Origin of the sequence: Myxococcus hansupus, assembly GCF_000280925.3 — a bacterium.
Taxonomy (GTDB): Bacteria; Myxococcota; Myxococcia; order Myxococcales; family Myxococcaceae; genus Myxococcus; species Myxococcus hansupus.
Genome location: NZ_CP012109.1, coordinates 3,441,553 through 3,466,137 on the forward strand (window position 1 = coordinate 3,441,553; position 24,585 = coordinate 3,466,137).

General features: G+C 70.2%; 24 protein-coding genes and 1 pseudogene. 15 read left to right on the forward strand and 10 right to left on the reverse strand.

Annotated elements, in window-relative coordinates:
* Window positions 1–82: 82 nt before the first annotated feature.
* The 5 genes and pseudogenes from A176_RS13445 to A176_RS13465 form a co-directional block, all read right to left on the reverse strand.
* Window positions 83–652: a hypothetical protein gene (locus tag A176_RS13445; protein ID WP_002636563.1), complete on the reverse strand. Its 570-nt coding sequence runs from the start codon at window positions 650–652 to the stop codon at window positions 83–85.
* 142 nt (window positions 653–794) lie between these two features.
* Complete coding sequence (locus A176_RS13450; protein WP_002636562.1) at window positions 795–1,364, reverse strand: hypothetical protein; 570 nt, start codon at window positions 1,362–1,364, stop codon at window positions 795–797.
* 246 nt (window positions 1,365–1,610) lie between these two features.
* Window positions 1,611–2,723, reverse strand: coding sequence for a hypothetical protein (locus tag A176_RS13455; protein WP_021780933.1), 1,113 nt, complete (start codon window positions 2,721–2,723; stop codon window positions 1,611–1,613).
* Window position 2,724: 1 nt separating this feature from the next.
* Entirely contained in the window at window positions 2,725–3,561 is an 837-nt protein-coding gene (locus tag A176_RS13460) for an ABC-2 transporter permease (protein ID WP_002636560.1), read from the reverse strand.
* Window positions 3,558–4,444, reverse strand: a pseudogene (locus A176_RS13465) (ABC transporter ATP-binding protein). Before A176_RS13465 ends, A176_RS13460 begins: the two are co-directional and overlap by 4 nt.
* A gap of 298 nt (window positions 4,445–4,742) precedes the next feature.
* On the opposite strand from A176_RS13465, the gene A176_RS13470 reads away from it, so the two are divergent.
* The 7 genes from A176_RS13470 to A176_RS13500 all read left to right on the forward strand — a co-directional run bounded on the left by A176_RS13470 (window position 4,743) and on the right by A176_RS13500 (window position 10,990).
* Entirely contained in the window at window positions 4,743–4,952 is a 210-nt protein-coding gene (locus A176_RS13470) for a hypothetical protein (RefSeq protein ID WP_002636557.1), read from the forward strand.
* Between the two features lie 64 nt (window positions 4,953–5,016).
* Window positions 5,017–5,985, forward strand: a complete 969-nt coding sequence (gene hemB / locus A176_RS13475; protein ID WP_226994302.1) for a porphobilinogen synthase — start codon at window positions 5,017–5,019, stop codon at window positions 5,983–5,985.
* Window positions 5,986–6,189: 204 nt separating this feature from the next.
* A complete protein-coding gene (locus A176_RS13480; protein ID WP_002636555.1) occupies window positions 6,190–6,567 on the forward strand; it encodes a hypothetical protein in 378 nt (125 codons plus the stop codon).
* Window positions 6,564–7,208 carry an RDD family protein gene (locus A176_RS13485; RefSeq protein WP_002636554.1) on the forward strand — a complete coding sequence of 215 codons (645 nt, stop codon included), beginning with the start codon at window positions 6,564–6,566 and terminating at the stop codon, window positions 7,206–7,208. The genes A176_RS13480 and A176_RS13485 overlap by 4 nt, the downstream gene beginning before the upstream one ends.
* Window positions 7,193–9,370 (forward strand): D-alanine--D-alanine ligase family protein, encoded by a 2,178-nt coding sequence (locus tag A176_RS13490; protein WP_002636553.1) that lies wholly within the window; start codon window positions 7,193–7,195, stop codon window positions 9,368–9,370. Before A176_RS13485 ends, A176_RS13490 begins: the two co-directional genes overlap by 16 nt.
* 105 nt (window positions 9,371–9,475) lie before the next feature.
* Window positions 9,476–10,828 (forward strand): DmpA family aminopeptidase, encoded by a 1,353-nt coding sequence (locus tag A176_RS13495; RefSeq protein WP_002636552.1) that lies wholly within the window; start codon window positions 9,476–9,478, stop codon window positions 10,826–10,828.
* 42 nt (window positions 10,829–10,870) lie between these two features.
* A complete protein-coding gene (locus tag A176_RS13500) occupies window positions 10,871–10,990 on the forward strand; it encodes a hypothetical protein (RefSeq protein WP_002636551.1) in 120 nt (39 codons plus the stop codon).
* Window positions 10,991–11,023: 33 nt separating this feature from the next.
* Here A176_RS13500 and A176_RS13505 read toward each other — a convergent pair whose 3' ends face one another.
* Window positions 11,024–11,509, reverse strand: coding sequence for a hypothetical protein (locus tag A176_RS13505; RefSeq protein WP_002636550.1), 486 nt, complete (start codon window positions 11,507–11,509; stop codon window positions 11,024–11,026).
* 109 nt (window positions 11,510–11,618) lie between these two features.
* On the opposite strand from A176_RS13505, the gene A176_RS13510 reads away from it, so the two are divergent.
* The 3 genes from A176_RS13510 (at window position 11,619) to A176_RS13520 (ending at window position 14,476) form a co-directional block, all read left to right on the forward strand.
* Entirely contained in the window at window positions 11,619–12,776 is a 1,158-nt protein-coding gene (locus A176_RS13510; RefSeq protein WP_021780935.1) for an AI-2E family transporter, read from the forward strand.
* Window positions 12,777–12,838: 62 nt separating this feature from the next.
* A complete protein-coding gene (locus A176_RS13515; protein ID WP_021780936.1) occupies window positions 12,839–13,930 on the forward strand; it encodes a hypothetical protein in 1,092 nt (363 codons plus the stop codon).
* A 39-nt stretch (window positions 13,931–13,969) separates the two neighbouring features.
* Window positions 13,970–14,476 carry a hypothetical protein gene (locus A176_RS13520; RefSeq protein WP_044889236.1) on the forward strand — a complete coding sequence of 169 codons (507 nt, stop codon included), beginning with the start codon at window positions 13,970–13,972 and terminating at the stop codon, window positions 14,474–14,476.
* 6 nt (window positions 14,477–14,482) lie between these two features.
* Here the strand turns inward: A176_RS13520 and A176_RS13525 are convergent, their stop codons facing one another.
* From A176_RS13525 to A176_RS13535, 3 genes are read right to left on the reverse strand one after another with little or no spacing between them, the layout of a single operon-like run.
* Window positions 14,483–14,818: a hypothetical protein gene (locus A176_RS13525; RefSeq protein WP_002636546.1), complete on the reverse strand. Its 336-nt coding sequence runs from the start codon at window positions 14,816–14,818 to the stop codon at window positions 14,483–14,485.
* A complete protein-coding gene (locus A176_RS13530; protein WP_002636545.1) occupies window positions 14,815–15,480 on the reverse strand; it encodes a hypothetical protein in 666 nt (221 codons plus the stop codon). The genes A176_RS13525 and A176_RS13530 overlap by 4 nt, the downstream gene beginning before the upstream one ends.
* On the reverse strand, window positions 15,477–16,022 hold the full coding sequence (locus A176_RS13535) for an RNA polymerase sigma factor (RefSeq protein ID WP_044889237.1): 546 nt from the start codon (window positions 16,020–16,022) through the stop codon (window positions 15,477–15,479). The genes A176_RS13530 and A176_RS13535 overlap by 4 nt, the downstream gene beginning before the upstream one ends.
* A gap of 192 nt (window positions 16,023–16,214) precedes the next feature.
* Between A176_RS13535 and A176_RS13540 the strand changes: the two genes are divergently transcribed.
* On the forward strand, window positions 16,215–16,979 hold the full coding sequence (locus tag A176_RS13540; RefSeq protein WP_193409862.1) for a ZIP family metal transporter: 765 nt from the start codon (window positions 16,215–16,217) through the stop codon (window positions 16,977–16,979).
* 14 nt (window positions 16,980–16,993) lie between these two features.
* Here the strand turns inward: A176_RS13540 and A176_RS13545 are convergent, their stop codons facing one another.
* Window positions 16,994–18,181, reverse strand: a complete 1,188-nt coding sequence (locus A176_RS13545; protein WP_044889239.1) for a metallophosphoesterase — start codon at window positions 18,179–18,181, stop codon at window positions 16,994–16,996.
* A gap of 172 nt (window positions 18,182–18,353) precedes the next feature.
* Between A176_RS13545 and A176_RS13550 the strand changes: the two genes are divergently transcribed.
* From A176_RS13550 to A176_RS13565, 4 genes are all read left to right on the forward strand, one after another.
* Complete coding sequence (locus tag A176_RS13550) at window positions 18,354–18,830, forward strand: FKBP-type peptidyl-prolyl cis-trans isomerase (protein ID WP_002636541.1); 477 nt, start codon at window positions 18,354–18,356, stop codon at window positions 18,828–18,830.
* A 112-nt stretch (window positions 18,831–18,942) separates the two neighbouring features.
* The gene (locus A176_RS13555; RefSeq protein WP_002636540.1) at window positions 18,943–20,133 is read left to right on the forward strand and encodes a cyclic nucleotide-binding domain-containing protein; all 1,191 of its coding nucleotides are present in this window, start codon (window positions 18,943–18,945) and stop codon (window positions 20,131–20,133) included.
* Window positions 20,134–20,566: 433 nt separating this feature from the next.
* Window positions 20,567–22,669 (forward strand): elongation factor G, encoded by a 2,103-nt coding sequence (gene fusA, locus A176_RS13560; protein WP_002636538.1) that lies wholly within the window; start codon window positions 20,567–20,569, stop codon window positions 22,667–22,669.
* A 328-nt stretch (window positions 22,670–22,997) separates the two neighbouring features.
* Window positions 22,998–24,509 carry a DEAD/DEAH box helicase gene (locus A176_RS13565; protein ID WP_002636537.1) on the forward strand — a complete coding sequence of 504 codons (1,512 nt, stop codon included), beginning with the start codon at window positions 22,998–23,000 and terminating at the stop codon, window positions 24,507–24,509.
* Window positions 24,510–24,585: the final 76 nt, after the last annotated feature.

The following is a 24,585-nucleotide window of genomic DNA, read 5'->3' on the forward strand; positions in this document are numbered from 1 at the left end:
GGTTGGTAATAACCGTCAAGCGACGGTGGGTTCACACACTGCCAGGGGCCTCCCGGAGCGCCCCTGCGGTGCGAGGCTCAAATTACTGGTGGCCCCAGACAATCAAGGCTTCGCATGTGGTCGGATGGATCCACGACTGGGCCGCGTCGAGCGTGCAGAAAGCGCCGTTGTAGGAGAGGAACGCGACCTGCGCCGAGCAGGTCCCGCCGACGTTGGATACCGCGACTTCGTAGAGGCAGGTCCGCCCGGAGGCAGGCGCTGACGGGTTGTCCGTCCAGTAGTACTGCTGGATCACCGGCGTGCCCGGCGCCGGGGGTGGGGCACTGACCCGGTAGCCACCGTAGTTGCCGGTGGGGAGCGGATAAGGGAGGTGCATCGTGTCGAAGGTATCGTCCAGGATCAGGATGCCCAGATAGGTGGTGGCGCCCGTCTGATTGAATACGTAGTGGTCTTGGAGCGCCCGCATGACCAGCGCCGTGGACGGGCCCTTCCGCACGGGGACGTCGACCGACTCCACGCGGAGCGAGACATAGTCCGTGCGCTCGGAGAGCAGGTTGGGGAAATCAGCCGCCGTGAGTGGTGAGGCCAACGCAAACGACGGAACAAAAGACAACAGCGAGCCCGCCAGGAAACGCTTCACGTTTCTCGTCATGGACCTCTCCTGTGTTCTTTGTGCGGTGGCCGAAGCCGACGGCTGGTTGGTATTGATTCTCCCCACGGGAGCACGCAACCGGCGGTGGAATCACACACCACCAGGGGCCTCCCGGAAGGCCCCTGGCGGCGCGAGAAACAAGTTACTGATGGCCCCAGACAATCTGGGCTTCGCAACTGGTCAAATTGATCCAGGACAGGCCCGCGTCGAACGTGCAGATCGCGCCGTTGTAGGAGAGGAACGCGACCTGCGCCGAGCAGGAGCCGCCGACGTCGGAAACGGCGACTTCGTAGAGACAGGTCCGCCCGGAGGCCGGCGCCGCCTGGTTGTCCGTCCAGTAGTACTGGTTGATCACCGGCGCGCCCGGCGTCGGGGCCGGGGCGCTGACCCGGTGGCCGCCGTAGTTGCCGGTGGGGAGCGGATAGGGGTTGTACACGCCGACGAGCGTATCGCTCAGGATTGAGATGCCCAGGTAGGTGGTGGCGCCCGTCTGGTTGAGCACGAGGTGGTCCTGGAGGGCCCGTGCGACAAGATTCGTGGACGTGCCCTTCCGCACGGGAACTTCGACCGACTCGGCGCGGAGCGAGACATACTCCGTGCGCTCGCCGAGAAGGTTGGGGAAATCAGCCGCCGTTTGCGGCGCGGCGAACGCGATCGCCGGGGTGAGAGACAGCAGCGAGCCAGCCAGGAAACGCTTCACGTTCCTCGTCATGGACTTCTCCTGTGTTGTTTATGCGGGGTGGCCGAAGCCAATGTCTGACTAGCACTCTCCGTAAATTAATTTCAAATGAAAACGAGCAATTTCGTCAATTCAGCATTGGCGGATGTTTGTGATTTTGGTGTGTTGCTTGTTTGTTTGATTCCGTGGGTAAGGGTTTTCCACGGGGCTGAAAAGACATACGCCGTGGGCCCCAGGGACCCACGGCGCATGTCGCCGCAAGCTTGTCAGAGGCGTCGGCTACTGTTGCGCCGCCTCGGCGGCGTTTCGCTCATCCTTGCAGAACGCCAGCCGCTGCTGGATGGCGTCGAGCGGCACGGCCATCTCCAGCTTGAACGACGTCCCATCGGGTTGGACGCGCGCGAAGTCGAGCAACTGCGCCAGGTCCTTGTCGCCCTCCGCCTGCGCCTTGATGCGCGCCACGCTCAGCGCGGCGCCCAGCGTCTTGCCCAGGTCCGTCACCTCGTCGCCATTCTTGCCACGGACCTCGGCCACCATCGCGACGTCGCCGCTGGCGTCGACGTGCAGCTCCACGTTCTGCGCCACGTCACGAATGCGCTGCGCCAGCTCCGCATGCTCCTTGGGCAGCAGGCGCGCGAGCTGATCCACCGAGAGCACGCCGTACATCTCGCCGTAGGTGCTGCCTTCGGGGATGGCGGGGGGCTCGTCCGGGCCGCGGCCCTCCACCCGGTCCACCACCGCCTTCACCTCGTCCGGCGACTTGCCGATCACCAGCAGCTCGTTGTTCCAGGTCGCCAGGGCCGACTCGTTCCGGCCGCGCACGGTGGTGCCATCCGGCCGGGTCACCGTCGTGTCTCCGGGCTCGTACACCCGGGCGCCCTGGCCGTAGTCCATGGACACACGCTCGCCCAGGAGCTCCTTGAACTTCGCGTTGCCGAAATTGCCAGACAGCATCATCCCCTCGTCGGTGATGACCAGACGGTCCAGGTCCTGAAGCGGGTCCACGCCGCTGAGCCGTCGGAGCTCCTCCAACTGCTTGCCGCCATCCCGCATCAGGCAGTCCAGAAGCAGCGTGCCGATGGGCGAGTGGCGCAGCGCGTTCGCCTCGATGACCACCGCCGTCTTGCCCTCGCCCCGGGGCAGGGCGGCCAGCACGGGATCCCGGGGGCGGGAGGGCTCGGGCGTGCCCGCGTCCACCTGCGCGGGGAGGACGTGCGTCCGCCGCCGCTCCGCCCGCTCGCGCTCGGGGGCGCGCATCCGCCGAGGGAACTCCACCTTCGGCGTCTCCATGGCGGGCTCGTCGCCCTGGCCGGTGAACATCAACACCGAGGCCACTCCGAACAGCACCGCCGCCACCACCAGCCACACCTTCCGGCGTCTCCGGTTGTCCATCTCAGTAATCCTTTCCTTCAAAGCGCCAGAAGCCCACCGCCAGGGCCCCCAGGCCGAATACGAATACACCGAGCAGGAGCAGGCTCAGGGAGTGAACCTCCAGGGGCGTGGACGCCGCGATGTTCCCTCCCGCCATGGCGAGGGACGACAGCCGCGGCAGCACCATCGTCACCGCCCGGAATGCATCGCGTCCGAGGCCCTCCTCGAAGAAGGGCGCCATCTGCTGCCGGTAGCCCGCGATGATGCCCCCCACCAGGAACACGAAGCCGGCCGCCGCGCACAGCGCCGCGCTGCGCACCAGCGTCGCCGTGGTCAGCATCACCGCGTACACCGCCGCGAAACCCACACATGCCAGCAGCCCGGCGATGAGCGGCCCCGCCGTCCAGTACCCCGCTTTCACGCCGAAGATGAGCACCAGCCCCGTTGTCCCATACAGCGTCCCGCCCAGGGCCAGGGTCATCACGCCCAGGAACGTCCCCGCCAGCAGGTGCCAGCGCTGCACGGGCAGGGCGAGCAGGTGCTCGATGCGCCCCGGCGACATCAGCGAGGGCGCGAAGTCCGAACACGCGACAATGCCAAACAGGATGCCGCCGTAGAACACCAGGAAGGCCGACGCCTGGTAGACGGGGCGCAGCGCCACGTCGACGGAGCGGATGCTCGTGCGCAGCTCCTCGCCGAACAGCCGCGACGCGGCCAGGGCGCCGTCCACGACTTCGATGCGCAGGCTGAGCGCCACCACGGTCAGGACCAGCGTGATGCCCACGATGAAGGCCAGAATGAACTTGCGCGACATCGCCTCGCGCAACACGTACCCCGCGATTCCCAGCACCGGACTCACGCCGCGGCCTCCACCGTTCCCATCAACACGGACTCCAGGTCTGTTCCATCACGCCGCAGCTCCACCATCAGCGCACCCGCCGCGCGGGCCCGGTCCAACGCCGCGTTGAGCGCCACCGGGTCCTCCGCCTCCACGTGGTACTGGCCGTCCGCGCCGCTCCGTTCGAAGCCCGCCGCCGCCAGTCCCTCCGCGCTGGTGCCCGGGGCGAAGCGCACCAGCCACCGCGCCCCGCCGCGCGCCAGCTCCTCCAGCCGGCCTTCGCGCACCACGCGGCCCCCGCGAGGATCGCGATGCGATCACACACGCGCTCGGTCTCCGCCAGCAGGTGGGAGTTGAGGAAGAGGGTGGTGCCGCGCCGGACCTCCTCTTGAAGGATGCGCCGCACCTCCATGCGCCCCATGGGGTCGATTCCATCCGTGGGCTCGTCCAGCACCAGCAGGGCGGGGTCTCCCACCAGGGCCGCGGCCAGCCCCAGTCGCTGGCGCATGCCCTTGGAGTACCCGCCGATGCGCCGGCCCACCGCGTCCGCCAGGCCTACCCGCTCCAACAGTCGCAGGCCCGTCGCCGGGTTCGCGGGCAGTCCCTTGAGGCGCGCCACCGTCGCCAGGAAGGAGGGCGCGGTCCACGTGCCGGGCAGGTGCAGCCGCTCTGGCAGGTAGCCGATGCGCGCGCGGATGCGCGGGTCCTCGGGGGTGCCACCCAGCACTCGCACCGACCCCTCCGTGGGCTGGACGATGCCGAGGATGCTCTTGATGAACGTCGTCTTCCCCGCGCCGTTGGGGCCGATGAGGCCGAACGCGCTTCCTTGCGGCACCGTGAGGTCCATTCCCCGCAGGGCCTCACTGCCTCCCTTTCGGAAGGCCCGGTGGTACGTCTTCCGCAAACCCCTCACTTCGATGGCTGGCACCTGGCTTGTCACGGTCGCGACTGTAGACGACCGGGCCGTCCATCCATTGCGTCCGGTTGCCCGCCGGTCGTCCAGACGGGGGGAACGGTCTCCGGGTGGCTTCCTGCGGCGCTCCGTTCGCGCCCATGGGTAAGCCGCTTCGCACGCCAGCCGTGCCTGCCGCGGCGCGGTACCTCGTCGTTCCAGGCACTTGGCGGCTGCTCAAGTCCTTGGGGCTCCACGGTCCGCCCCGTGCACTTGTCCAGAGGCGAACCTACCGCGAGGAGAACCGGACATGACGTACGAGGACCGCATCGAACAGCAGCTCCTGGAGGCCCGTCGTGAGCTGGAGGCGGCCGTGCAGGGCTTGAATGCGGGGACGGAGGCGGCACGCGTGCGCTACGGCCGCGCCTTGCACGAGGCGGAGATCGCCGAGCGCCTGGCCCAGCGGCAGGCGCGCGAGCAGCGGCACCATCAGCGGAGCTGGAGCCTCGTCGCAGGCTGACCCGCCGGGCAGGGGGACGGAAACGATGAAGGGCCGCCGCCGCCGGTTTATACCGGCGTCCGTCATGGCCTATCCCATCCACCGCCCCCGCCGCCTCCGTCGTCACGCCGCCTTGCGAGACATGGTGCGTGAGACGCGCCTCGACCCGGGCGACTTCATCTACCCCCTCTTCGTCGTGGAAGGACGGGACGTGCGCCGTCCCATCTCCTCCATGCCGGGCATCTTCAACCTGTCGCTGGAGCATGTCGTCGCCGAGGCCCGTCAGGCCAAGGCGCTGGGCGTGCCCGCCGTCCTGCTGTTCGGCATCCCGAACCACAAGGACGCGCGCGGCACCCAGGCGTACGCCGACGACGGAATCGTCCAGCGGGCCATCCGTGAAATCAAGGCGGCCGAGCCCGACCTTCAGGTCGTCGTGGACGTGTGCCTCTGCGAGTTCACGGACCACGGCCACTGCGGCGTGCTGGAGGGAGGCCACGTCGTCAACGACGCCACGCTGCCCCTGCTGGCGAAGATGGCGGTGAGCTGCGCGAAGGCGGGCGCGGACATCATCGCGCCGTCGGACATGATGGACGGGCGCGTGGCCGCCATCCGCGGCGCGCTGGACGAGACGGGCTTCGGCGAGCTGCCCATCATGGCGTACTCGGCGAAGTTCGCGTCCGGCTACTACGGCCCGTTCCGCGAAGCCGCCCAGAACACGCCGTCCTCCGGCGACCGCCGGGGCTACCAGATGGACCCCGGCAACCTCCGCGAGGCCCTCAAGGAAGTGGCGCTGGACGTGGAGGAGGGCGCGGACCTGGTCATGGTGAAGCCGGCGCTGGCCTACCTGGATGTCATCCGGGCCGTCCGCGAGCGGTGGGACGTGCCCGTCGTCGCCTACAACGTGTCCGGCGAGTACTCGATGCTCAAAGCAGCGGGCCTGAACGGCTGGATTGATTACGAGCGGGTGATGCTGGAGACGCTGACGTCCATGAAGCGGGCCGGCTCCGACCTCATCATCACCTACCATGCCCTGGAGGCGGCGAAGCTCCTGTAGGCAACAGCCGGGCGCACGCGCGGCGCGTTGACGCTTGATCCGCCGCGCGCGTTGCGTCCAAATGAACGTCGCACAATGCCAACCCAGAAGCGGCCTGGACGAAAGTCCCAGAAGCCCCCGCCCCCCCGCCGGCGCACCGCCAAGAAGCGGTCCGGCGCCGGACGCGCGGCCCGTGTCAGCCCCCCAGGGCCCTTGCAGTACAAAGTGGTCGAACTGTCCACCGTGGACGAGGGCGCCCTGGAGCGCACCCTCAACGAGTGGACGGCGAAGGGCTGGAACCTCGACGGCATCCAGTTCGCGATGCGCGAATCCTCCAAGCGCCCGGCCATGGCCTTCATCCTCTTCACGCGCGAGGGCCCTCCCGCCGAGCACGACGAAGACGCGGCGCGAGGGCGCCTGCTGCGGATGTCGGAGACGGGCAGCCCCACCGCGGCGCTCGCGTCCGAGTATGCGCAGACGCAGGCCGAGTGGGCCGCGCCCCACATCTCGCCCTTGAGCGCCCACGAACGCCTGGCCCGGCTGGCCGGGTTGGATGAACCGGAGCCGCGCGAGGAAGGCCTCACGCTGGAGCCCGAGGAGTGAGCACCGCGCGAAGCCGGGTGTGGATGGCGTCGGCCCGCAACGGCGGCCGCGTCCTCCGGCTGGTGTCCGAGGACGCCAAGCCCACCTCGCCGTATCCGAAGGCGTCGCTGCTGCTGCGCGGTGGCGCGCGGCTGGTGGACGTGGCGGTGGCCTGGGGGCTGTACGTGGTGTGCGGCGCGGCGGGCGCGGTGGTGGCGCTGCTGTTCCTGCTTTTGGCGGACGGGATGATTCAGGGCCAGAGCGTGGGCAAGCGCATCTTCGGTGTGAAGGTGGTGCACCTGCCCACGCGGTCGGCGGCGCGGCACCGCGACAGCACCCTGCGCAACGCGCCGCTGGCGCTCATCGTGCTGCTGGGAATGATGCCCGCGCCGCTGGGCCCGGTGGCGGCCGCGGCGGGGTTGCTCGTCATTGGCGGCGTGGAAGCGTGGCGCGTGCTGAGGGACCCGCTGGGCTGGCGGCTGGGCGACACCTGGGCCCAGACGCAGGTGGTCGACGGGAAGGTTGTCGCGGGCGTAACCGTTGCAGCCCGCACGCCGGTCGCGCACGAGCGCGCCCCCGGCAGGCTCATGTCCGCGGCGAAGGTGCGCCGGGGACGCTCGACGTTCAGGAAGCGAAGGGGGTACCCGTGCGCATCGCGCTGACCCACAACCTCAGGTTGTCTGATTTGGAAGAAGAGGCGGAGTTCGACACCCAGGAGACGGTCAACGCGCTCGCAGCGGCCATCGAGCGCATTGGTCACCGCCTGGAGCGCTTCGAGGTCAGCGGTCCGGCCTCGCGCACCGTGGCGCGCCTGGAGGCGTACAGCCCGGACCTCATCTTCAACACCGCGGAAGGACGCCGGGGCCGCTTCCGCGAGGCCTTCTACCCCGCGCTCTTCGACGAGCTGGGCTTTCCGTACACGGGCTCGGACGCGTACGCGTTGGCCGTCACGCTCGACAAGCAGCTCACCAAGCTGGTGCTGTCCAAGCAGGGCATCCGCACGCCCGGCTGGCAGTACGTGGAGAAGCTGAGCGAGCTGGCGGTGGACAACCTGCGCTTCCCCGTCATCGTGAAGCCGAACTTCGAGGGCTCGTCCAAGGGCATCACCCAGGACTCCATCGCGGAGACGCTGGACGAGGTGCGCCTCAAGGTGGCCTCCGCGCTGGAGAAGTATCCGTCCGGCGTGCTGGTGGAGGAGTACATCTCCGGTCGCGACCTCGCCGTGCCGTTCCTGGAGTCGGTGGACAATGACTACGACGGCGTCCTCACGCCGGTGGAGTACGTCATCGACCCGGTCGTCACCGCGGGCCGCAAGTACGCCATCTACGACTACGCCCTGAAGACGTCCCGCGAGGGCGCGGTCAGCGTGCGTGCCCCGGCGCAGATTTCGCCCCGCATGGCGGAGGACATCCGGCGGATGGCGCAGAAGGTGTATCAGGCGCTCGACTGCCGCGACCTGGGCCGCATCGACATCCGCCTCAGCGACGCGGGCGTGCCGTACTTCCTGGAGATCAACGCGCTGCCCAGCCTGGAGCCGGGCGCGGGCATCTACGCGGCGGCGGAGCTGGACGGGCTGCACCTGGACGGCGTGATGAACGCCATCATCACCAGCGCGGCCAAGCGGTACAAAATCAAGGACTCGTCGCGCCGCCAGGGCAAGCCGGCGCGCAAGAGCGGTCCGCTGCGCGTGGGCTTCAGCTTCAACGTCAAGCGCGTGAAGCCCACGGCCACGGCGGAGACGGTGGAGGACAGCGAGGCCGAGTACGACTCGCCCAACACGCTCCAGGCCATCCGCGAGGCGATTGCGTCGTGGGGCCACGAGGTCATCGACCTGGAGGCCACCGCCGAGCTGCCCTCGGTGCTGTCGAGCACGCCGTTGGATCTGGTGTTCAACATCGCGGAGGGCTTCAAGGGCCGCAACCGCGAGAGCCAGGTGCCCGCGCTGCTGGAGCTGCTGGACATCCCGTACACGGGCTCGGATCCGGCGACGCTGTCCATCGCCCTGGACAAGGGCCTGGCGAAGAAGATCGTCCGTCAGGCCGGCATCCTCACGCCCAACTTCCAGTTGATGGTGACGGGCAAGGAGCGCCTCAACAAGGAGTTCACCTCCTTCCCGCTCATCGTGAAGCCGGTGGCGGAGGGCAGCTCCAAGGGCGTCGTCACCAAGAGCGTCTGCTACAGCGAGGCGGAGCTGCGCGAGGTGGTGCGGGAGATTGCCGGCAAGTACCAGCAGCCCGCGCTCATCGAGGAGTACATCCGCGGCCGCGAGTTCACCGTGGGCCTGCTGGGCGAGCGGCGTCCGCGCGTCCTGCCGCCCATGGAGATTGTCTTCCTGGACCGGGAGGACAAGAACCCCGTCTACAGCTTCCAGCACAAGCTCGATTGGACGGACCGTATCCGCTACGACGCGCCGGCCAAGCTGGAGCCCGCGCTGCTGGAGCGCTTGCGCACGGCGGCCCGCAACTCGTTCATGGCGCTGGGATGCCGCGACGTCGCGCGCATCGACTTCCGCATGGATGACAAGGGGCGCATCTACTTCATCGAGTGCAACCCGCTGCCGGGCCTGACGCCGGGCTGGAGCGACCTGGTGCTCATCGCCCAGGGCGCCGGCATGGACTACCGGGGCCTCATTGGCGAAATCATGGCGCCCGCCATCCGCCGCTACAAAGAGCGGGAGGCGCGGCGGGCCGCCAGCGAGCACCCCGCGTCCGTGCTGCGCAAGAGCGTGCACCTGGATGAGGGGACGCCCACGTCCGCCCAGCCCGTGCAGGCGCCCGGCGCCGCCTCCGGAGAGGCCGTGCCGCGCCCGGACGCGAAGGCCTGAGCCGCGCGCTCCGCCGGCCGCTCCGTCCCGCCCGCGCCCTTCGACTGGCCGGGCGGGCAGGGGAGTGGTTGACGGTGGGGGATGGTCGGTTAGTGTCATCCTTCTATGGTGCAAATCCCCGAGGAGAACGGACCGCGCGTCCGGGCCCGTGCGCTGGGCCTGCCGCTGGGGCGCTTCAAGCCCGGCAAGTGGAACGCCATCACGGACGTGGAAGGCGTCCTGGTGGGCCACAGCACGTTGATACGGGGCGACGGCCCCTTGAGGCCGGGGCACGGCCCCGTGCGCACGGGCGTCACCGCCATCCTCCCCAACCAGGGGAACATCTTCATGGACCGGATGAACGGCGGCGGCTTCGTGCTCAACGGCGCCGGCGAGGTCTCCGGCATGACGCAGCTCATGGAGTGGGGCCTCATCGAGACGCCCATCCTGCTCACCAACACCATGGCGGTGGGCGCGGTGTCGGACGGCGTGGCGCGCTACCTGGTGGACCGCTACCCCGGCATCGGCGACGAGCACGACGTCATCATTCCCGTGGTGGGGGAGTGTGACGACTCGTGGCTGAACGACATCTCCGGCCGCCACGTGCGGGAGGAGCATGTCAACGAGGCCATCCGCAACGCCGCCAGCGGCCCGGTGGCCGAGGGGAACGTGGGCGGCGGCACCGGCATGGTGACGTGCGACTTCAAGGGCGGCATTGGCACGGCGTCACGCAAGCTGCCGGAGGTGCTCGGGGGCTACACCCTGGGCGTCCTGGTGATGTCCAACTTCGGGAAGATGCACAACCTGCGGGTGGGCGGCCTGCCGGTGGGTGAAATCCTCGCGGAGAAGTTCAAGGGCACGCCCACGCGCGGCAAGACGTACGGCTCCATCATCGCGGTGGTGGCCACGGACGCGCCGCTGTTGAGCCATCAAATCAACCGCCTCTGCAAGCGCGTGGCGCTGGGCATTGGCCGGGTGGGCAGCTACGCGGCGCACGGCTCGGGCGAGATTGTCGTGGGGTTCTCCACGGCCAACATCATCCCCCGGCGCACGCAGAAGATGGTCTACAAGCTGAAAATCCTCCTGGATCAGCGCCTGGACCCCCTCTACGAGGCCGTCATGGAGGCCACCGAGGAGGCCATCCTCAACGCCATGTGCATGGCCACGTCCATGACGGGGGCCAACGGGAATCACTGCCCGGCGCTGCCCCTGGGCGAGGTCCGGCGGTGCCTGGACGCCTTCAAGCCCATCTTCGCCTCGGTGAAGAAGCGCCCCCAGCAGTCCAGCGCCCCGGCGGCCCGGGAGAGGCCCACCGACGAGGACCGGGAGGGGGAGGTGACGGTTTCCACCGCCCGCCCGACCCAGGTCCGGGGGGCCGAGGGCATCCCGTACCCCACCCGTCCGGCACCCGACGACCCCGATGCGCCAGGGGGGCCCGAGGGTTCCTCTTCCGGGAGCCCGTCGGGTTCTGATAGTTAGGCCCTTCTTTTCACGTCTCCGTACGGAGCACAGGAGTCACAGATGGCCCGCAGCAAGAGCAAGCACCGTCGCGTGCAGATGAAGATCAAGCAGGCTTGGAAGAAGCGGGCGAAGAAGAACAAGGCCGAGGCCAAGGCCGCGGCCGAGTCGAAGAAGAAGTAATCCGGCTCCACCGCTCTCGTGCGGCCCGTGGCCTCAGTCCCGGGTCGCCGAGAACGGACTGGAGACGGTGCAGCGCTGTCCCCCCGTGTCGGACGCGCGCACGTAGGTCCCCGTGAAGACGCCGGAGATGGACGCTGTTCCACCCTCCGCCGCCGGGGCGAGGTAGCTGCCGTTGAGGTTCAGGGTGTCCGTCCGGGCACCCCCGGGCGCTCCGGCATTGTTGGTGCTCCCCATCAAGGTGAAGGCCGAATAAGAGCCAATGTTGCCGCTCAGGGGCACCCCCGCGAGCCGGCCCGTGAGCTGGTCGCCCGTGCGTGAGATTTCGAGCACCTCGCCCGCGGGCAGCGCCACCGACAGCAAGGAGCACTCGGGCGGGACGCCCGCGCCTCCGTTGAACTGGATGCGGTAGCGGCCCTCGACGGCGGGGCATTCCGTGCAAGGGGCCTCGGCGCCGCCACAGCCCCAGGCGGCGATCGTGAGCAACCCGGCGAAGAAGCGGGTGAAACGTCCAGAAGTCATGAGTCGATTCTCCGTGAGACGGAAGCCGGACTTCCCGGTGGGACGGCCGGTTCCTACGTTGGGAAAGGGCGGCGTTCGGTGGGCTCGCAGGGTGGCGTGGGGTGGGGCGGTGGGTGACTCGAGGCGGTGGTCCAACTTTGTTTTCGCCGGGCTGTTCGCCCTGGCGCTGATTCTCTTCTCCAGGATTCTGCTGCCGTTCTTGATGCCGGTGTTGCTCGGCGGCTTCCTGGTCGTGCTGTTCATGCCGTTGCAGGACTACCTGTGCCAGAAGCTGCGGGGCCGCAAGTCCCTCAGCGCGGCGGTGTCCACTGTCACGGTGTTCCTGCTCATCCTGGCGCCGCTGGCGCTGGTGGGCTGGATGGTGGCGCGCGAGGTGCTCCAGTTCGTGACGCAGGCGCACCAGTTGCTCGAGCAGGAGCACCTGCGTCAGCCGTTCCTCGACAGCCTGCCGCTGGGGTTGGACCGCTACCTGCGCCTGGAGACGGACGGCGTGGAGGCGGAGCGGGCGTTGATGTCGGCTGTGACGGGCGGCGCGGCGCTGCTGCGGGACATCGCCGCGGCGGGCACGGACCTGGTCATCAACCTGTTCCTGATGACCGTGGCCATGTACTACTTCTTCCTCGACGGACGCCGGCTCGTGTCCGAGGTCATGCGCCTGGTCCCCCTGGACCGCCGCTACTTCGAGGCCTTCTCGCGCGAGTTCACCGACGTCGCGTACGCCATCATCTATGGCAACACCGTCACCGCCATCATCCAGGGCGCGGTGGGCTTCGTCGGGCTGCTCATCGCCGGGGTGCCTCACGCCGGCGTGTGGGGCGCGGCCATGGTGCTGGTGGCGCTGGTGCCGGTGGGCGGGACGGCCCTCGTCTGGGGCCCCATTGGCGTGGTGCTCATCGCCGCGAACCAGGTGGGCGAAGGCGTGTTCCTCCTCTCCTGGGGCGCCTTCCTGGTGGGCAGCATCGACAACGTCATCCGGCCCCGGCTGTGCGGTTCGCGGATGGCGTTGCATCCGCTGCTCGTCTTCCTGTCCATGTTCGGCGGGTTGGCGGTGTTCGGGATGATGGGACTGCTGGTGGGGCCGCTCATCGCCTCCATCTTCATGGCGATGGTCCGCATCTACCGGCGTGACTTCCTGGGCATCGGCCGCGCCGAGCACCTGGCGACCGAGTCCACGGAGGAGTCCTCACCGTCGATGGACGTGCCGCAAACCGCGCGGATGCCGGCGGCCGCGCAGGCGATGGGACAGGCGGCGACGCTCAACGCCTGAGCGGATGGGCATCTCCGCCCAGCCTGGACTTCCCCGGCGGGGTGGGTGAACCTCCCGGGTGAATGACGAACGCCCGACACTCGTTGATTCACTGGGGGATGCGGTGTGCCCTCGTGGTGGCGCTGGCCGCACCGCCGGCGCTGGCAACCGCGGCGAAGCGCGAGGCCGCGGTGGACTTGGCGCCGGGTGTCGTGGTGCTGGACCTGGAAGGGGATGCCGGGCGGATGCTGGGCACCCAGCTCGAGTCGGCCTCGCATGCCACCTCGGCCCCGTTCCTGGAGGTGGCGCTGGACTCGGGCTCGGGCGGCACCGTGGGAGACGGGGTGGCCCGGCCTCCGCTGGCCCGGCTCACGCTGGGCGGGACGACGACGTGGCGCAACTACTGCGCGCGGCCCGGCGTGAAGTCCTGCGGTGAGTATGACCGGCTGCCGGCGAACGAGCGGCTGGGCGACACGGTGAGCTATTCGTCGTCGGTGCCGTACCTGGGCATTTCCGCCGAGCTGGAGTTGCAGCCCCTGGCGCAGAGCGCGTCGCTGCTCCGCGGCCTCGGCGTGGCGCTGGGCTACCGGCGTGGGTATGCGTCCACGAACGTGACGCTGGTGAGCGACGCGGGCCAGTCCACCACGCGCGAGGTGGCGGCCACCGATTCGGTGCTCACCGCGCAGGCGATGTACCGGTACTTCTTCGGGATGGGCGCGTCGCGGGAGCGCTTCGGTTACGCGGGCCTGCGGGCGGGCCTGCTCACCCGCGCCTTCGACGTGGACGCGTCCGCCGAGAGCCCGCTCACCGGAACGCACCGCGTGTTCCCCTCGGTCGGCCTGGAGGTGTCGGTGCCGCTGGTCGACTGGGCGCGGCTGGAAGGGGCGGGGCAGTTCTTCGTGAGTCCTCGGCCGGGCAAGGGGCTGGGGGGCGGAAGCAGCGCGCTGGACGCGGAACTCCGGGACTACGGCACCGCCGTCTCCAGCTTCGGCTGGGAGGCCGAGCTGGGCGTGGCGGGCGACATCTGGGGACCCTTCGGCTACTCGCTGCGCTTCCGCCTGACGCGCTTCCAGGACACCTTCACCGGCGCTGGCACCCGGGTGGGCTGGGACGCGGGCGGCGTCGCGGCGGAGACGTACTCCAGCCTGCACTGGGGCATCACCGCGTCGTACTGAACGCTGCACGCGGTGGCGCCGGAGGCGTAGGGTGTGGACATGTCCGAGCACATGTCGCCCCAGGAGCTGCGGCGGAAGTGGAAGCTGGCGAACGCGGAGCCGCTGGAGGGTGGCCACAGGGTGGAGGCCTACCGGGCGTTGTCCGGGGCGTGTCCCGCCTTCGTGCCCAACCTGCTGTCCTTGAGCCGCACGCTCCTCGCGGGCCGTCAGGGAGACGCGGATGACGCGGTGGCCCAGGCGGAGCAGGCGCTTCGCGACGCGGCGGACGTGTCCGCGGGCGCGCCCGAGCCGCTGTTGGAGCTGGGGCGTTTCCTGAGCACCGTGCGTGCTTCGCCCGTGGAGGCGGAGCGGGCCTTCGCGTCCGCGGCCGAGGGGGCGCTGTCCCTTCTGGAAGAAGCGTGGGCGGGGAGGATTCAGGCGCTGGGGGCTCAGGGGCAGCTCGAGGCCGCGCTGGAAGTGGAAGAGCAGGCGCGCGGCGTGTTCCCCAACTCCAAGGCCATCACCCTGGCGGTGGCGTCCGCGCACCGGCACGCGGCGGGACGCTGAGGCACGTCAGGGCAGGCGCTCCGCGTCGCTCCGGGCACCGGTGCGCACCGCCTGCCGGTGCTGGGCGATGCGGTTGCGCGCCCACTCCGGTGCCAGCTCCAGCTCCTCGGGGAAGAAGAGGTCCTCGCCCAGGTCCTCGACGAGCACCTGGATGAGCGGATCATCCGGGTACTGCGTGGCCGGGTCGTCGAACACGAAGCCCACGACCACGCCCGTCTTGCCCAGGAAGCGCTGGCCGATGGTGCCGTCCTCGGAGCGCGCGACGACCTTCACGGTTTCGCCGATGCGCACCGGAGCGCCGTCCACGTCATGACAGATGATGAGAGAAGGGTCCTGGATCATGGCGCGTAGGAACGGGGCTTGAGCGACTTGGAGATGACCACGAGCACGACGGTGATGACGGCCCACGCCAGCAGGTGATGGGCGATGACATGCCGCCCGTCCTGCTCACAGGCGAGCTCGCCCAGCAGCGCTCCCGTCGAACCCACCGACAGGCCCGCCACCGCGGCGCGCAGGGGTTGGAAGACGGTGCCGCGCAGCGCGAACAGCGCCACCACCAGGGGAACGGCCCCAATGGCCAGGTGGCTGACGGTGCACACCCAGCCGGGCAGTGTGGGCGCGGCGTGGGGTGTGCCTCGGGCGAGCACCACGGCCGCCGCGCTGACCACGGCGAGCCCCACCCCGAGCCGGCGCAACCCCGTCCCCCCGGGCGTCAGCGCGCCCCAGGCGCACACCGCGCTGGTTCCCACCAGCAGCGTCAGCAGGGGCGCTCGGGCCAGGAGCAGCGGGCCGGACACGGCGCCCATCGCGAACATCACCACGGCCGCCAGGAGCCCCAGGCCCGCCGAGGCGGCCACCAGCCATGCGGCCTGCGTGCGCCAGCGCCGAACGGGCCGCTTCAGCGCGAGCTCTCCCCGGGCCGCCGCGAGCACGCGCGCCATCGCATCCGCGTTGGGGGCCGGCGCCTCGGTGAGCAGCCGGTCGAGGTCGATGGACGGCTTCATCGCGCCACCTCCAATCCGCCCAGCAGCTCCCGCAGTTTCTCGTAGCCCCGGTGCGCTCGCAGCCGCGCCGCGCCCGCGCTGATGCCGCGCAGCGCGCCAATCTCATCGAAGGACCAGCCCTCCACCTTGCTGAGCACCACGGCCTCGCGGTGGTCGGGGTGGAGTTGGTGCAGCGCATCCAGCAGATGTCTCCGGAGGGACGGGTCGCTGGCGTCCGGCGCGAGCCCCGTGGGGGGCGTGGCGTCCTCGGTGGAGGCGTAGGCGTCCACGTGGCGTTGGTGCCTCAACGCGTCGCGCGCGGCGTTCGCGGCGATGGTCATCAGCCACGGCGTGAAGCGCGTGCCGGGCTCATAGCGGCCCCGTGAGCGGATGACGGACAGGAAGGTGGCCTGGAGCAAATCCTCCGCGAGCGCGCCATCGCGCACCATCCGGGCCAGGAACCCCTGAACCCGCCCCGCATGCCGCGCGAAGAGGTCCTCGAAGGCGTCCTGTGCTCCGTCGCGAAACCGTTCCATGAGCTCTTCGTCCGTTGGACTCCTCATCACCCGGCTCATCTACGGGCCACCCGGGAAAGTGTTTCCGGCGGCCGTCATTCTCAAGGTGGGGAGACCCAAGGGCTGGAAAGTCGCGGGGTTGCGCACGCCCGCCACAACGAACCTCGCCCCGCGGGGTGAGGCCGTTAGTGTTGAGCGCGGAGGCACCTCGGACGCGTGGAACATTGGGGCATCGAAGGCATGTGGGCGGGGCTGGTGGCAAGCCTGCTGGCGGGAATGGCGACAGGATTGGGCGCGCTGCCGGTGCTCGTCACCTCGGAGCTCAGCCGGAAGGCCCAGGACCGGATGTTGGGCTTCAGCGCGGGCGTGATGCTGGCGGCCACGTCCTTCTCCCTGGTCATCCCGGCGATGGAGCTGGTGCGAGGGCAGGGCCACGACGGCCTCTCCGCGGCGCTGCGCGTGGCCGCGGCGGTGTTGGCTGGCGGACTCTTCCTGCGCATCTGGCATGACTTGATGCCCCACGAGCACGCGCTCAAGGGACACGAGGGCCACGGCGGCGCGAAGTGGAACAGCGTGCTGCTGTTCGTGCTGGCGATGACGCTGCACAACTTTCCGGAAGGGTTGGCGGTGGGCGTGTCCTTCGCGGCGCCCCAGCCTGAGCTCGGCATGTCGGTGGCGCTGGGCATCGGCGCGCAGAACATCCCCGAGGGCCTGGTGGTGGCGCTCGCCCTGCGCGCCACGGGCGCGTCGGCGACCCGGGCCGCCGTGCTCGCGCTGCTCACGGGCCTGGTGGAGCCGGTGGGGGCGCTGGTCGGCCTGGGGGCCTTGTCACTCAGTTCGGCGCTATTGCCGTGGGGCCTGGCCTTCGCGGGCGGCGCGATGCTCTACGTCATCAGCCACGAGATGATTCCGGAGAGCCACCGCGGCGGCTTCGAGCGCGAAGCCACCACGGGCCTCATGTGGGGCTTCGTGCTCGCGCTGGTGCTGGACATGTCGCTGGGCTGAGTGGCGCGGAGGCGCTACGCGGGCAGCAGCACCAGCCGGGCGATCTCCGGCGGGGCGCCCACGCGCATGGGCGGACCCACGAAGCCGCAGCCCCGGCTCACATAGATGAGCGAGTCGTTCGTCCGGCTCAGCCCCGCGTTGCGGTCTCCCCAGATGAGGTCGCCCACGAGGTTGCCCGGGAACATCTGCCCGCCGTGCGTGTGGCCGGAGACCTGGAGCCCCACGCCACGCCGGGCCACCTCGTCGAAGTTGGAGGGCTGGTGCGCCAGCAGCACCGAGGCCTGGTCCGGCCGCACGTCGCGCAGCGCCGCGTCCAGGTCGTAGCCGCGCTCGCCCATCCGGTGGGCGCTCCAGTCATCCACGCCCGCGAGCTGGAAGGACGCCCCGGCGTCTCCAATGGACACCGAGCGGTTGCGCAGCACCTGGATGCCCAGGCCCTCCAGGAAGGCGACCCACGCGTTGGCGCCCGAGTAGTAGTCGTGGTTGCCGGTGACGAAGAACGTGCCGTACCGCGCGCTCAGCTTCCCCAGTCCGCCCGCGAACGTGCCCAGCGCATCCACCGAGCCGTCGACCAGGTCGCCGGTGATGGCGATGAGGTCCGGCTTGAGCGCGTTGGTGCGCGAGACCAGCTCGTCGATGAAGCGGCGCTGAATCACGCCACCGATGTGGATGTCGGTGAGCTGCACCAGGGTGAGGCCCTCCAACGCGCGAGGCAGGTTCGGCAGGCGCACGGGGATGTCGCGCACGTCGGGCGGGTGGAAGGCGCGCCAGTTACCGTACGAACTCACCGACGCGCCCGCGAGTCCCGCGCTCACGGCGAGCCCCTGGCCCAGCAAGGCCCTTCGCTCCGGTGAGGCGGGCGCGTCCGGCTCCGTGCGCTCCGTGCGGCGCGCGCGCCAGGCAACCGCGGCCCGCAGCAGGTCCACCGCGAGGGTGAACATGAGCAGGTAGAGCACCAGTCCAATCCAGGCGAGGAAGACGATGCCCAGGCGGCGCGCTGTCTCGGAGGGCAGGACCGAGCCAATGGCCCTGGCACCCAGTGCCCCCGCGAAGCCCACGGCGAACAGCACCTGTCCGGCGCGCCGCAGCCTGTGGCGCTGCGTCACGTCACGGACGAGCCGGCGGTAGAGGTAGACGTGGCCCACCGCCAGCACGGCGAGCACGGGGACGAAGAAGAGGAGCAGGCTGACCCAGCGTGGCATGGCGGCATCCTGCATAACGGAAGCCCACCCGCGGCGCTCCAGGTTTCCTGGGGGGCAAGCGGCAAGGAAGCGGGCGCGCACCTCTGGCCCCTTTCACCTGGGCTCGGGCCGGGGCAGGCTGCGCCGTCCCGCGCGGCCGATTTCCGGTCCGCGCACGATTCGAGGCCCTCACATGCTCCGCTCCCTGCTGGTTCCCGTTCTCCTCGCCGTGTCGCTGCTCGGCTGTGGCGACGACGACAACGTCAACCCCGAGACGGGCGACCCCACCAAGGTGACCTACGCCGAGTCCCTGAACGTGGACCTGAACGCGATGACCCGGCTGCCCAGCGGGCTCTACATCCAGGACACCTTCCCCGCGCCCGACGGCGCGCTGGCCGAGGTCGGGACTCGGGTGCAGGTCCGCTACACGGGCTACCGGCCGGACGGGCTGAGCTTCGACGCCACCGGCAATGGGCCGGCCCTCGGCTTCACCCTGGGCACCGGGCAGGTCATCAAGGGCTGGGACGAGGGCATCGTCGGGATGCGCGTCGGTGGCCGCCGGCGCCTCATCATTCCGTCGGACCTTGGCTATGGCGCCACCGGCGTGGGCAGCCGGATTCCTCCGCACACGGTGCTCATCTTCGACACCGAGCTCGTGTCGGTCCGCTGACCTGACGCGCGACCCCGCTCGTCAGGGGTGATATAGGATTTCCTTGTCTTCCGGGAAGTCCAGGCCGGTGTGGGACTGGCCTGGCACTGGCCCGGGATGGGGGAGGCGAGCGATGTCAGGGTCCGAGGCGGAGTCGAACATGGGGGCCCCTCGTCGAGGCACGACGGGGGAGGGGGCGTTCCAGGCGCTGATGATGGCGCCGTCGCCCGACGTGGCCGCGCAGCTCTACGAGGAGTTGGGGCTGTCTCAGCGGGAGCGGCTCCAGAAGGACGCCGCCCAGGCCGCGGTGGAGGAGCGCCAGCGGCTGGCGGAGGTCCTCCGGCAGGCCCGTGACTTCTCCGGCGCGGCGCGCCTCCTGGATGGTTGTGGCGCGGCGGCCCTGGTGGCGGAGCTGTACGTCCAGGGCGGGCGCTATGTGGACGCCGCGGAGGCCTGGCTGCGCGCCGGCGAGGTGGAGCGCGCCGCGGCGGCGTTCGAGCGCGGTGGCGCCATGGAGCGCGCCCTGGAGGTCTACCGGGGGCTGGGGGCCCGCGAGGCGATGGCCCACTGCCTGGTCCGCCTGGGACGTCCCTATGAAGCCGCGCAGCTCTACCGGGAGCTGGGCCAGCCACACGCGGAGGTGGAGGCGCTCGGGGGTGTTCCCTCCGGGGATCCGCGTCATCTGGAGTCCGTGCTGCGCATGTGCAAGCTGCTGGACGCGGAGGGCTTCACCCGGCGCGCGCTGGCGTTGCTCGCGGACACGATGCGGGGCTCGGAGACCGCGCGCGCGGACCCGGCGCTGGCCACGGAGAAGGCCCGGCTGCTGCGCCGCATGGGCATGGACGCGGAGGCGGAGGCCGTCATCGCCCGGCTGCCGTCGAGCGCCTCGGCGCCGGAGTCCAACGGCTATCACTACCTGAAGGCCATCCCCATCTTCGGCGAGCTGTCGCTCGACGACATGAAGGACCTGTACCGCGTGGCCCGCCAGGTGCTCATTCCCGCCGGCGCGGTGCTCCTGGAGAAGGGCACGCCGGGGAGCGGGCTCTTCGTGATGCTGGAGGGCGCGGTGGACGTGTTCAGCGGCCCGGAGGCAGAGGCCCGCCGCCTCAACACGCTGGGGCCCGGCGCCTACCTGGGGGAGATCTCCCTGGTGCAGGACGCCCCCGTGTCCGCGCAGGTCCGCGCCCGCACGGCCGTCCGCGCGCTGCGCATCACCCGCGCGGGCTTCCAGCACTACCTGGACACGCATGACGCCGCGGCGCTGCGCATCTTCCGCCTCTTCACGCACAACCTCGCGGCGCGAGTGCGGGCGTTGAGCACCTGATTTCGTTCATGTCTGTCATTCCGGGCCCGCTTGCCCGGCTGCCCGGATTGACAACACGGCGTTTGTGATTTATCTCAAGCACATCATGAGGCCCGTCTTCTTCATCGCCCTGCTGAGTGCGCGCATCCTCGCGCCGGCGGCGGACGTGTGCCTCGCCCCCCGCAACGAGGTTCTGCTCGACATTTGAGTTGGCGGACCGGTGTCCTCCGGTGCGCGGGTGGTCGGTTGCCCGCGTGCCGTGAGTCCCGGATCCGCCTGACTCTCGCGGTGTCCCTTGTGTCCTCACGCGTCCCTGAGCGGGCCTTTCGTGCCCCTCCGGCGAGTCGCGCGTGCGTGCCGCCTGGGCTTCGCCGCCGCATTCCCTGACGTCAACCGGCGCTTCAACACCAGACACCTCGCGGGCCACGTTGCCCGACGAGAACGGGAGTCTTTTATGTCTCGCCAGACACGCATCGAGCGGTACCGCAACATTGGCATCATGGCGCACATCGACGCGGGCAAGACGACGCTCACCGAGCGCGTCCTCTTTTTGACGGGCCGCATCCACTCCGTGGGCGAAGTGCACGACGGCTCCACGGAGATGGACTGGCTGCCGCAGGAGAAGCAGCGCGGCATCACCATCACCTCCGCGGCCACCACCGCGTTCTGGCAACCCCGGCAGGGCCTGGGCGCGGGCGTGCCTCACCGCATCAACATCCTGGACACCCCGGGCCACGTGGACTTCACCATCGAGGTGGAGCGCTCGTTGCGCGTGCTGGACGGCGCGGTGGCGGTGTTCGACGCGAGCCAGGGCGTGGAGCCTCAGTCGGAGGCGGTGTGGCGGCAGGCGGACCGGTACGGCGTGCCTCGCATCGCCTTCATCAACAAGATGGACAAGGTGGGCGCCGACTTCGCGATGAGCGTGGCGTCCATCCAGGCGCGGCTGGGCGCGCGTCCGGTGGCCGTGCAGTGGCCCCTGGGCGAGGGCTCGGAGTTCCGTGGCCTGGTGGACCTGGTCCACCTGCGCGCGGTGGCGTTCGACTCGGAGGACGGCGCGTTCCGTGACGGCCTGCCGGTGCCGGAGGCGGTCCGCCAGGAGGTGGAGGCGCAGCGACTGCGGCTCATCGAGGCGTGCGCGGACGCGGACGCCACGGTGCTGGAGAAGTTCGTTGACGGACGGCTGGAGGACATCACCGCCGAGGACCTGGAGCGCGCGCTGCGCTCGGGCACCCTGGCGCGGACGCTGGTGCCGGTGCTGTGCGGGTCGGCCTTCAAGAAGAAGGGAGTACAGATGTTGCTGGACGCCATCGTCAACTACCTCCCCGCGCCGTCGGACGTGGCCGCCGTCGAGGGCTTTGTACCTGGCACGGATGAGCGTGTGTCCCGGCCCGTGTCCGACGTGGGGCCTCCCGCCGCGCTGGCCTTCAAGCTGATGAGCGACAAGGCCGTGGGCGGCATCGTGTTCCTGCGCGTCTATTCGGGCACGTTGCGCGCTGGCACCGTCCTGCTCAACCCCGTCACCGGACGGCGGGAGCGGGTGGGGCGCCTAATGTTCATGCATGCCAACCGCCGTGAAGAGGTGGCGGAGGTGCATGCGGGCGACATCTGCGCGGCGCTCGGGCTGAAGGGCGTGCGCACGGGCGACACGTTGTGCGACCCGGAGGCGCCGGTGGTGCTGGAGTCGTTGGGCGTCATGGAGCCCGTGGTGCAGCTCGCCGTGGAGGCGCGCTCGCCCGCGGAGTTGCCGAAGTTGGAGGAGGGCCTGAACCGGCTGGCGGCGGAGGACCCGTCGCTGTGCGTGGGCGTGGACCCGGAGAGCGGCCAGGTGCTGCTGTCCGGCATGGGTGAGCTTCACCTGGAGGTGGTCGTGGACCGATTGAAGACCGAGCATGGCGTGGAGGCCCGCGTGGGCCAGCCCAAGGTGGCCTGGCGTGACACGCTCCAGCGACAGGTGCGTCAGGAGTACCGGCACGTCCGCCAGTCGGGTGGACCCGGCCAGTACGCCGTCGTGGTGCTGGACGTGGGGCCGGCGCCTCGGGGCGCGGGGCTCGTCTTCGTGGACGACACCCGGGGCGGCACCATTCCCCGGGAGCTGATTCCCGCCATCGAAAAGGGCGTGGCGGGGGCCATGGCCCGGGGCGTGCGCGGCGTGCCGCTGGTGGACGTGGAGGTGCGGCTGGTGGATGGGGACACGCACGTGCGTGACTCCACGCCCCAGGCGTTCTCCGTGGCGGGTTCGCTGGCGCTCCAGGCGGCGGCGCGCAGCGCGGGCGTCCAACCTCTTGAGCCCGTCATGGAGGTGGAGGTCACCACGCCCGAGGAGTACCTGGGTGAGGTGCTGGGTGACCTGTCGGCGCGGCGGGGCCGGGTGCTGGGCATGGAAGCGCGCGGGGTGGTGCGGCTCGTCACCGCGCGCGTGCCCATGGCCAACCTCTTCGGCTACGTGACGGGGCTCCGAGGTCGGACGCAGGGACGGGCCCAGGCGAGCATGCGCCTGGGCGCGTACGAACCTGTTCCGGAGGCGCTCCAGGCCGCGTTCATCGAAGCGCGAGCCTGACGTAGGACGCTGGACCCGGGGGCCCCCAAGGGCTCCCGGGGCTGGCGGGACATCCTCGGCTGGCTGCACAAATGTCCACCAGAGCCCGGGAAAACCGGTGATTAAGCCGTTGATTTCACGGGACTTCTGGAGCGGGAAAGTGCAGGGTCCCCCGCCGATTCTCCGGAATGGGTCGGGGGGACCCCCTGTTTCCATCCGTTCCCAAAGCGGTTCGGCCGATCGGGCCCGACTGCGCACCGCCAGGCGCCCTGGGCATGAGCCCGAACGGGCGCGCTGCGCGGGCCCCCTCCCCAGAGGAGGGGGCGGGCTCTCTTCAACTCAGGAACCCATGACTTTCGACGAACTTCAGCTCCAAGAAACCCTCCTGCGCGCCGTCAAGGCGGAGGGCTACACCACCCCCACGCCCATCCAGCAGAAGGCCATCCCCCACGCCCTGGCTGGGAAGGACGTGCTGGGCGTTGCCCAGACGGGCACGGGCAAGACGGCGGCGTTCGCGCTGCCCATCCTTCAGCGGCTGTCCGCCAAGGCGCCCCCGGGCGGCGCCCGGCCCGTGCGCTGCCTCGTCCTGACGCCCACGCGCGAACTGGCGGGGCAGGTGGGCGAGAGCTTCGCGACCTACGGCAAGAATCTGCCGCTGCGGCACACGGTCATCTTCGGTGGCGTGGGCCAGAATCCGCAGGTCCAGGCGCTGCAGCGGGGCGTGGACGTTCTCGTGGCCACGCCTGGCCGCCTGCTGGACCTGATGGAGCAGGGCTGCGTGTCGCTGCGCTCGCTCGAGGTCTTCGTCCTCGACGAGGCGGACCGCATGCTGGACATGGGCTTCATCCACGACGTGCGGCGCGTCATCAAGGCGCTGCCGTCCAAGCGGCAGACGCTGTTCTTCAGCGCGACCCTGCCGCCGGACATCGTGGACCTGGCGCGCAGCATCCTCACGGACCCCGTCCGCGTGGAAGTGACGCCGGCTTCCAGCACCGCGGAGACGGTGAGCCAGCAAGTGTACTTCGTGGAGCGCGAGCAGAAGCGCGGCCTCCTCACGCACCTCCTGAAGGAAGGCAACATCAGCCGCGCGCTCGTCTTCACCCGCACCAAGCACGGCGCGAACCGGGTGGCGAAGCAGTTGGAGGGCGCGGGCGTGAGCTCGGCGGCCATCCACGGCAACAAGAGCCAGAACGCCCGTGAGCGCGCGCTGGACGAGTTCCGCTCCGGGACGCTCCGCGTGCTGGTGGCCACGGACATCGCCGCGCGTGGCATCGACATCGACGGGCTGAGCTACGTCGTCAACTACGACCTGCCCAACGTGCCCGAGCAGTACGTCCACCGCATTGGCCGCACCGGCCGCGCGGGCGCCAGTGGCACGGCCGTGTCCTTCTGCGACGCCGAGGAGCGCGCGTACCTGCGTGACATCGAGCGCACCATCCGCCGCAACGTGCCGGTGGTGGAGGACCACCCGTACCGTTCGGGCCAGGCCGCGCCGCGTCCCGTGAGCCACGCCTCGGGCGCCGCGCCGGAGGCCCGGTCTTCGGGCAACGGTGGGCGTTCCCAGGGCGCGCCGCGTCCCGCGGGGAACGGTGGTGGCGGCGGGCACTCCGCGGGCGCTTCCCGGCGCCGCCGGGGTGGCCGTGGGGCGGGCAGTGGCGGTGGCGGTGGCCGCGGGCAGGGACGTCCCGAGGGTGGTCGCTCGGCGCAGGGTTCGGGCGGCTCGGGTGGCAACGCCAGCCGGGGTGGCCAGGGTGGCTCCCGCGGTTCGGGCGGCGGCCGTCCCGCGGTGGCGCAGGCTCCGGCGAAGGCCCCCGAGGCCTCGCCGCTTCCTCCGCGTCGCCCGTCGCCCAAGTGGTTCTGAGCGGCTGAGTCCAGACGGCGGGGAAAACCCGCCGTGAAGTCCGGAAAGGGAGCTCGCGCCCATGGGGCGGGCTCCC

What these genes read in the sequence shown, in the direction of transcription:
- fusA (WP_002636538.1), top strand. Translation starts at nt 20,567, where the DNA reads ATGTCTCGCCAGACACGCATCGAGCGGTACCGCAACATTGGCATCATG.
- A176_RS13500 (WP_002636551.1), top strand. Translation starts at nt 10,871, where the DNA reads ATGGCCCGCAGCAAGAGCAAGCACCGTCGCGTGCAGATGAAGATCAAG.
- A176_RS13470 (WP_002636557.1), top strand. Translation starts at nt 4,743, where the DNA reads ATGACGTACGAGGACCGCATCGAACAGCAGCTCCTGGAGGCCCGTCGT.
- A176_RS13455 (WP_021780933.1), bottom strand. Translation starts at nt 2,723, where the DNA reads ATGGACAACCGGAGACGCCGGAAGGTGTGGCTGGTGGTGGCGGCGGTG.
- A176_RS13515 (WP_021780936.1), top strand. Translation starts at nt 12,839, where the DNA reads ATGACGAACGCCCGACACTCGTTGATTCACTGGGGGATGCGGTGTGCC.
- A176_RS13495 (WP_002636552.1), top strand. Translation starts at nt 9,476, where the DNA reads ATGGTGCAAATCCCCGAGGAGAACGGACCGCGCGTCCGGGCCCGTGCG.
- A176_RS13565 (WP_002636537.1), top strand. Translation starts at nt 22,998, where the DNA reads ATGACTTTCGACGAACTTCAGCTCCAAGAAACCCTCCTGCGCGCCGTC.
- A176_RS13535 (WP_044889237.1), bottom strand. Translation starts at nt 16,022, where the DNA reads ATGAGGAGTCCAACGGACGAAGAGCTCATGGAACGGTTTCGCGACGGA.
- A176_RS13525 (WP_002636546.1), bottom strand. Translation starts at nt 14,818, where the DNA reads ATGATCCAGGACCCTTCTCTCATCATCTGTCATGACGTGGACGGCGCT.
- A176_RS13550 (WP_002636541.1), top strand. Translation starts at nt 18,354, where the DNA reads ATGCTCCGCTCCCTGCTGGTTCCCGTTCTCCTCGCCGTGTCGCTGCTC.
- A176_RS13540 (WP_193409862.1), top strand. Translation starts at nt 16,215, where the DNA reads ATGTGGGCGGGGCTGGTGGCAAGCCTGCTGGCGGGAATGGCGACAGGA.
- A176_RS13555 (WP_002636540.1), top strand. Translation starts at nt 18,943, where the DNA reads ATGTCAGGGTCCGAGGCGGAGTCGAACATGGGGGCCCCTCGTCGAGGC.
- A176_RS13545 (WP_044889239.1), bottom strand. Translation starts at nt 18,181, where the DNA reads ATGCCACGCTGGGTCAGCCTGCTCCTCTTCTTCGTCCCCGTGCTCGCC.
- A176_RS13505 (WP_002636550.1), bottom strand. Translation starts at nt 11,509, where the DNA reads ATGACTTCTGGACGTTTCACCCGCTTCTTCGCCGGGTTGCTCACGATC.
- A176_RS13445 (WP_002636563.1), bottom strand. Translation starts at nt 652, where the DNA reads ATGACGAGAAACGTGAAGCGTTTCCTGGCGGGCTCGCTGTTGTCTTTT.
- A176_RS13450 (WP_002636562.1), bottom strand. Translation starts at nt 1,364, where the DNA reads ATGACGAGGAACGTGAAGCGTTTCCTGGCTGGCTCGCTGCTGTCTCTC.
- A176_RS13520 (WP_044889236.1), top strand. Translation starts at nt 13,970, where the DNA reads ATGTCCGAGCACATGTCGCCCCAGGAGCTGCGGCGGAAGTGGAAGCTG.
- A176_RS13530 (WP_002636545.1), bottom strand. Translation starts at nt 15,480, where the DNA reads ATGAAGCCGTCCATCGACCTCGACCGGCTGCTCACCGAGGCGCCGGCC.
- hemB (WP_226994302.1), top strand. Translation starts at nt 5,017, where the DNA reads ATGGCCTATCCCATCCACCGCCCCCGCCGCCTCCGTCGTCACGCCGCC.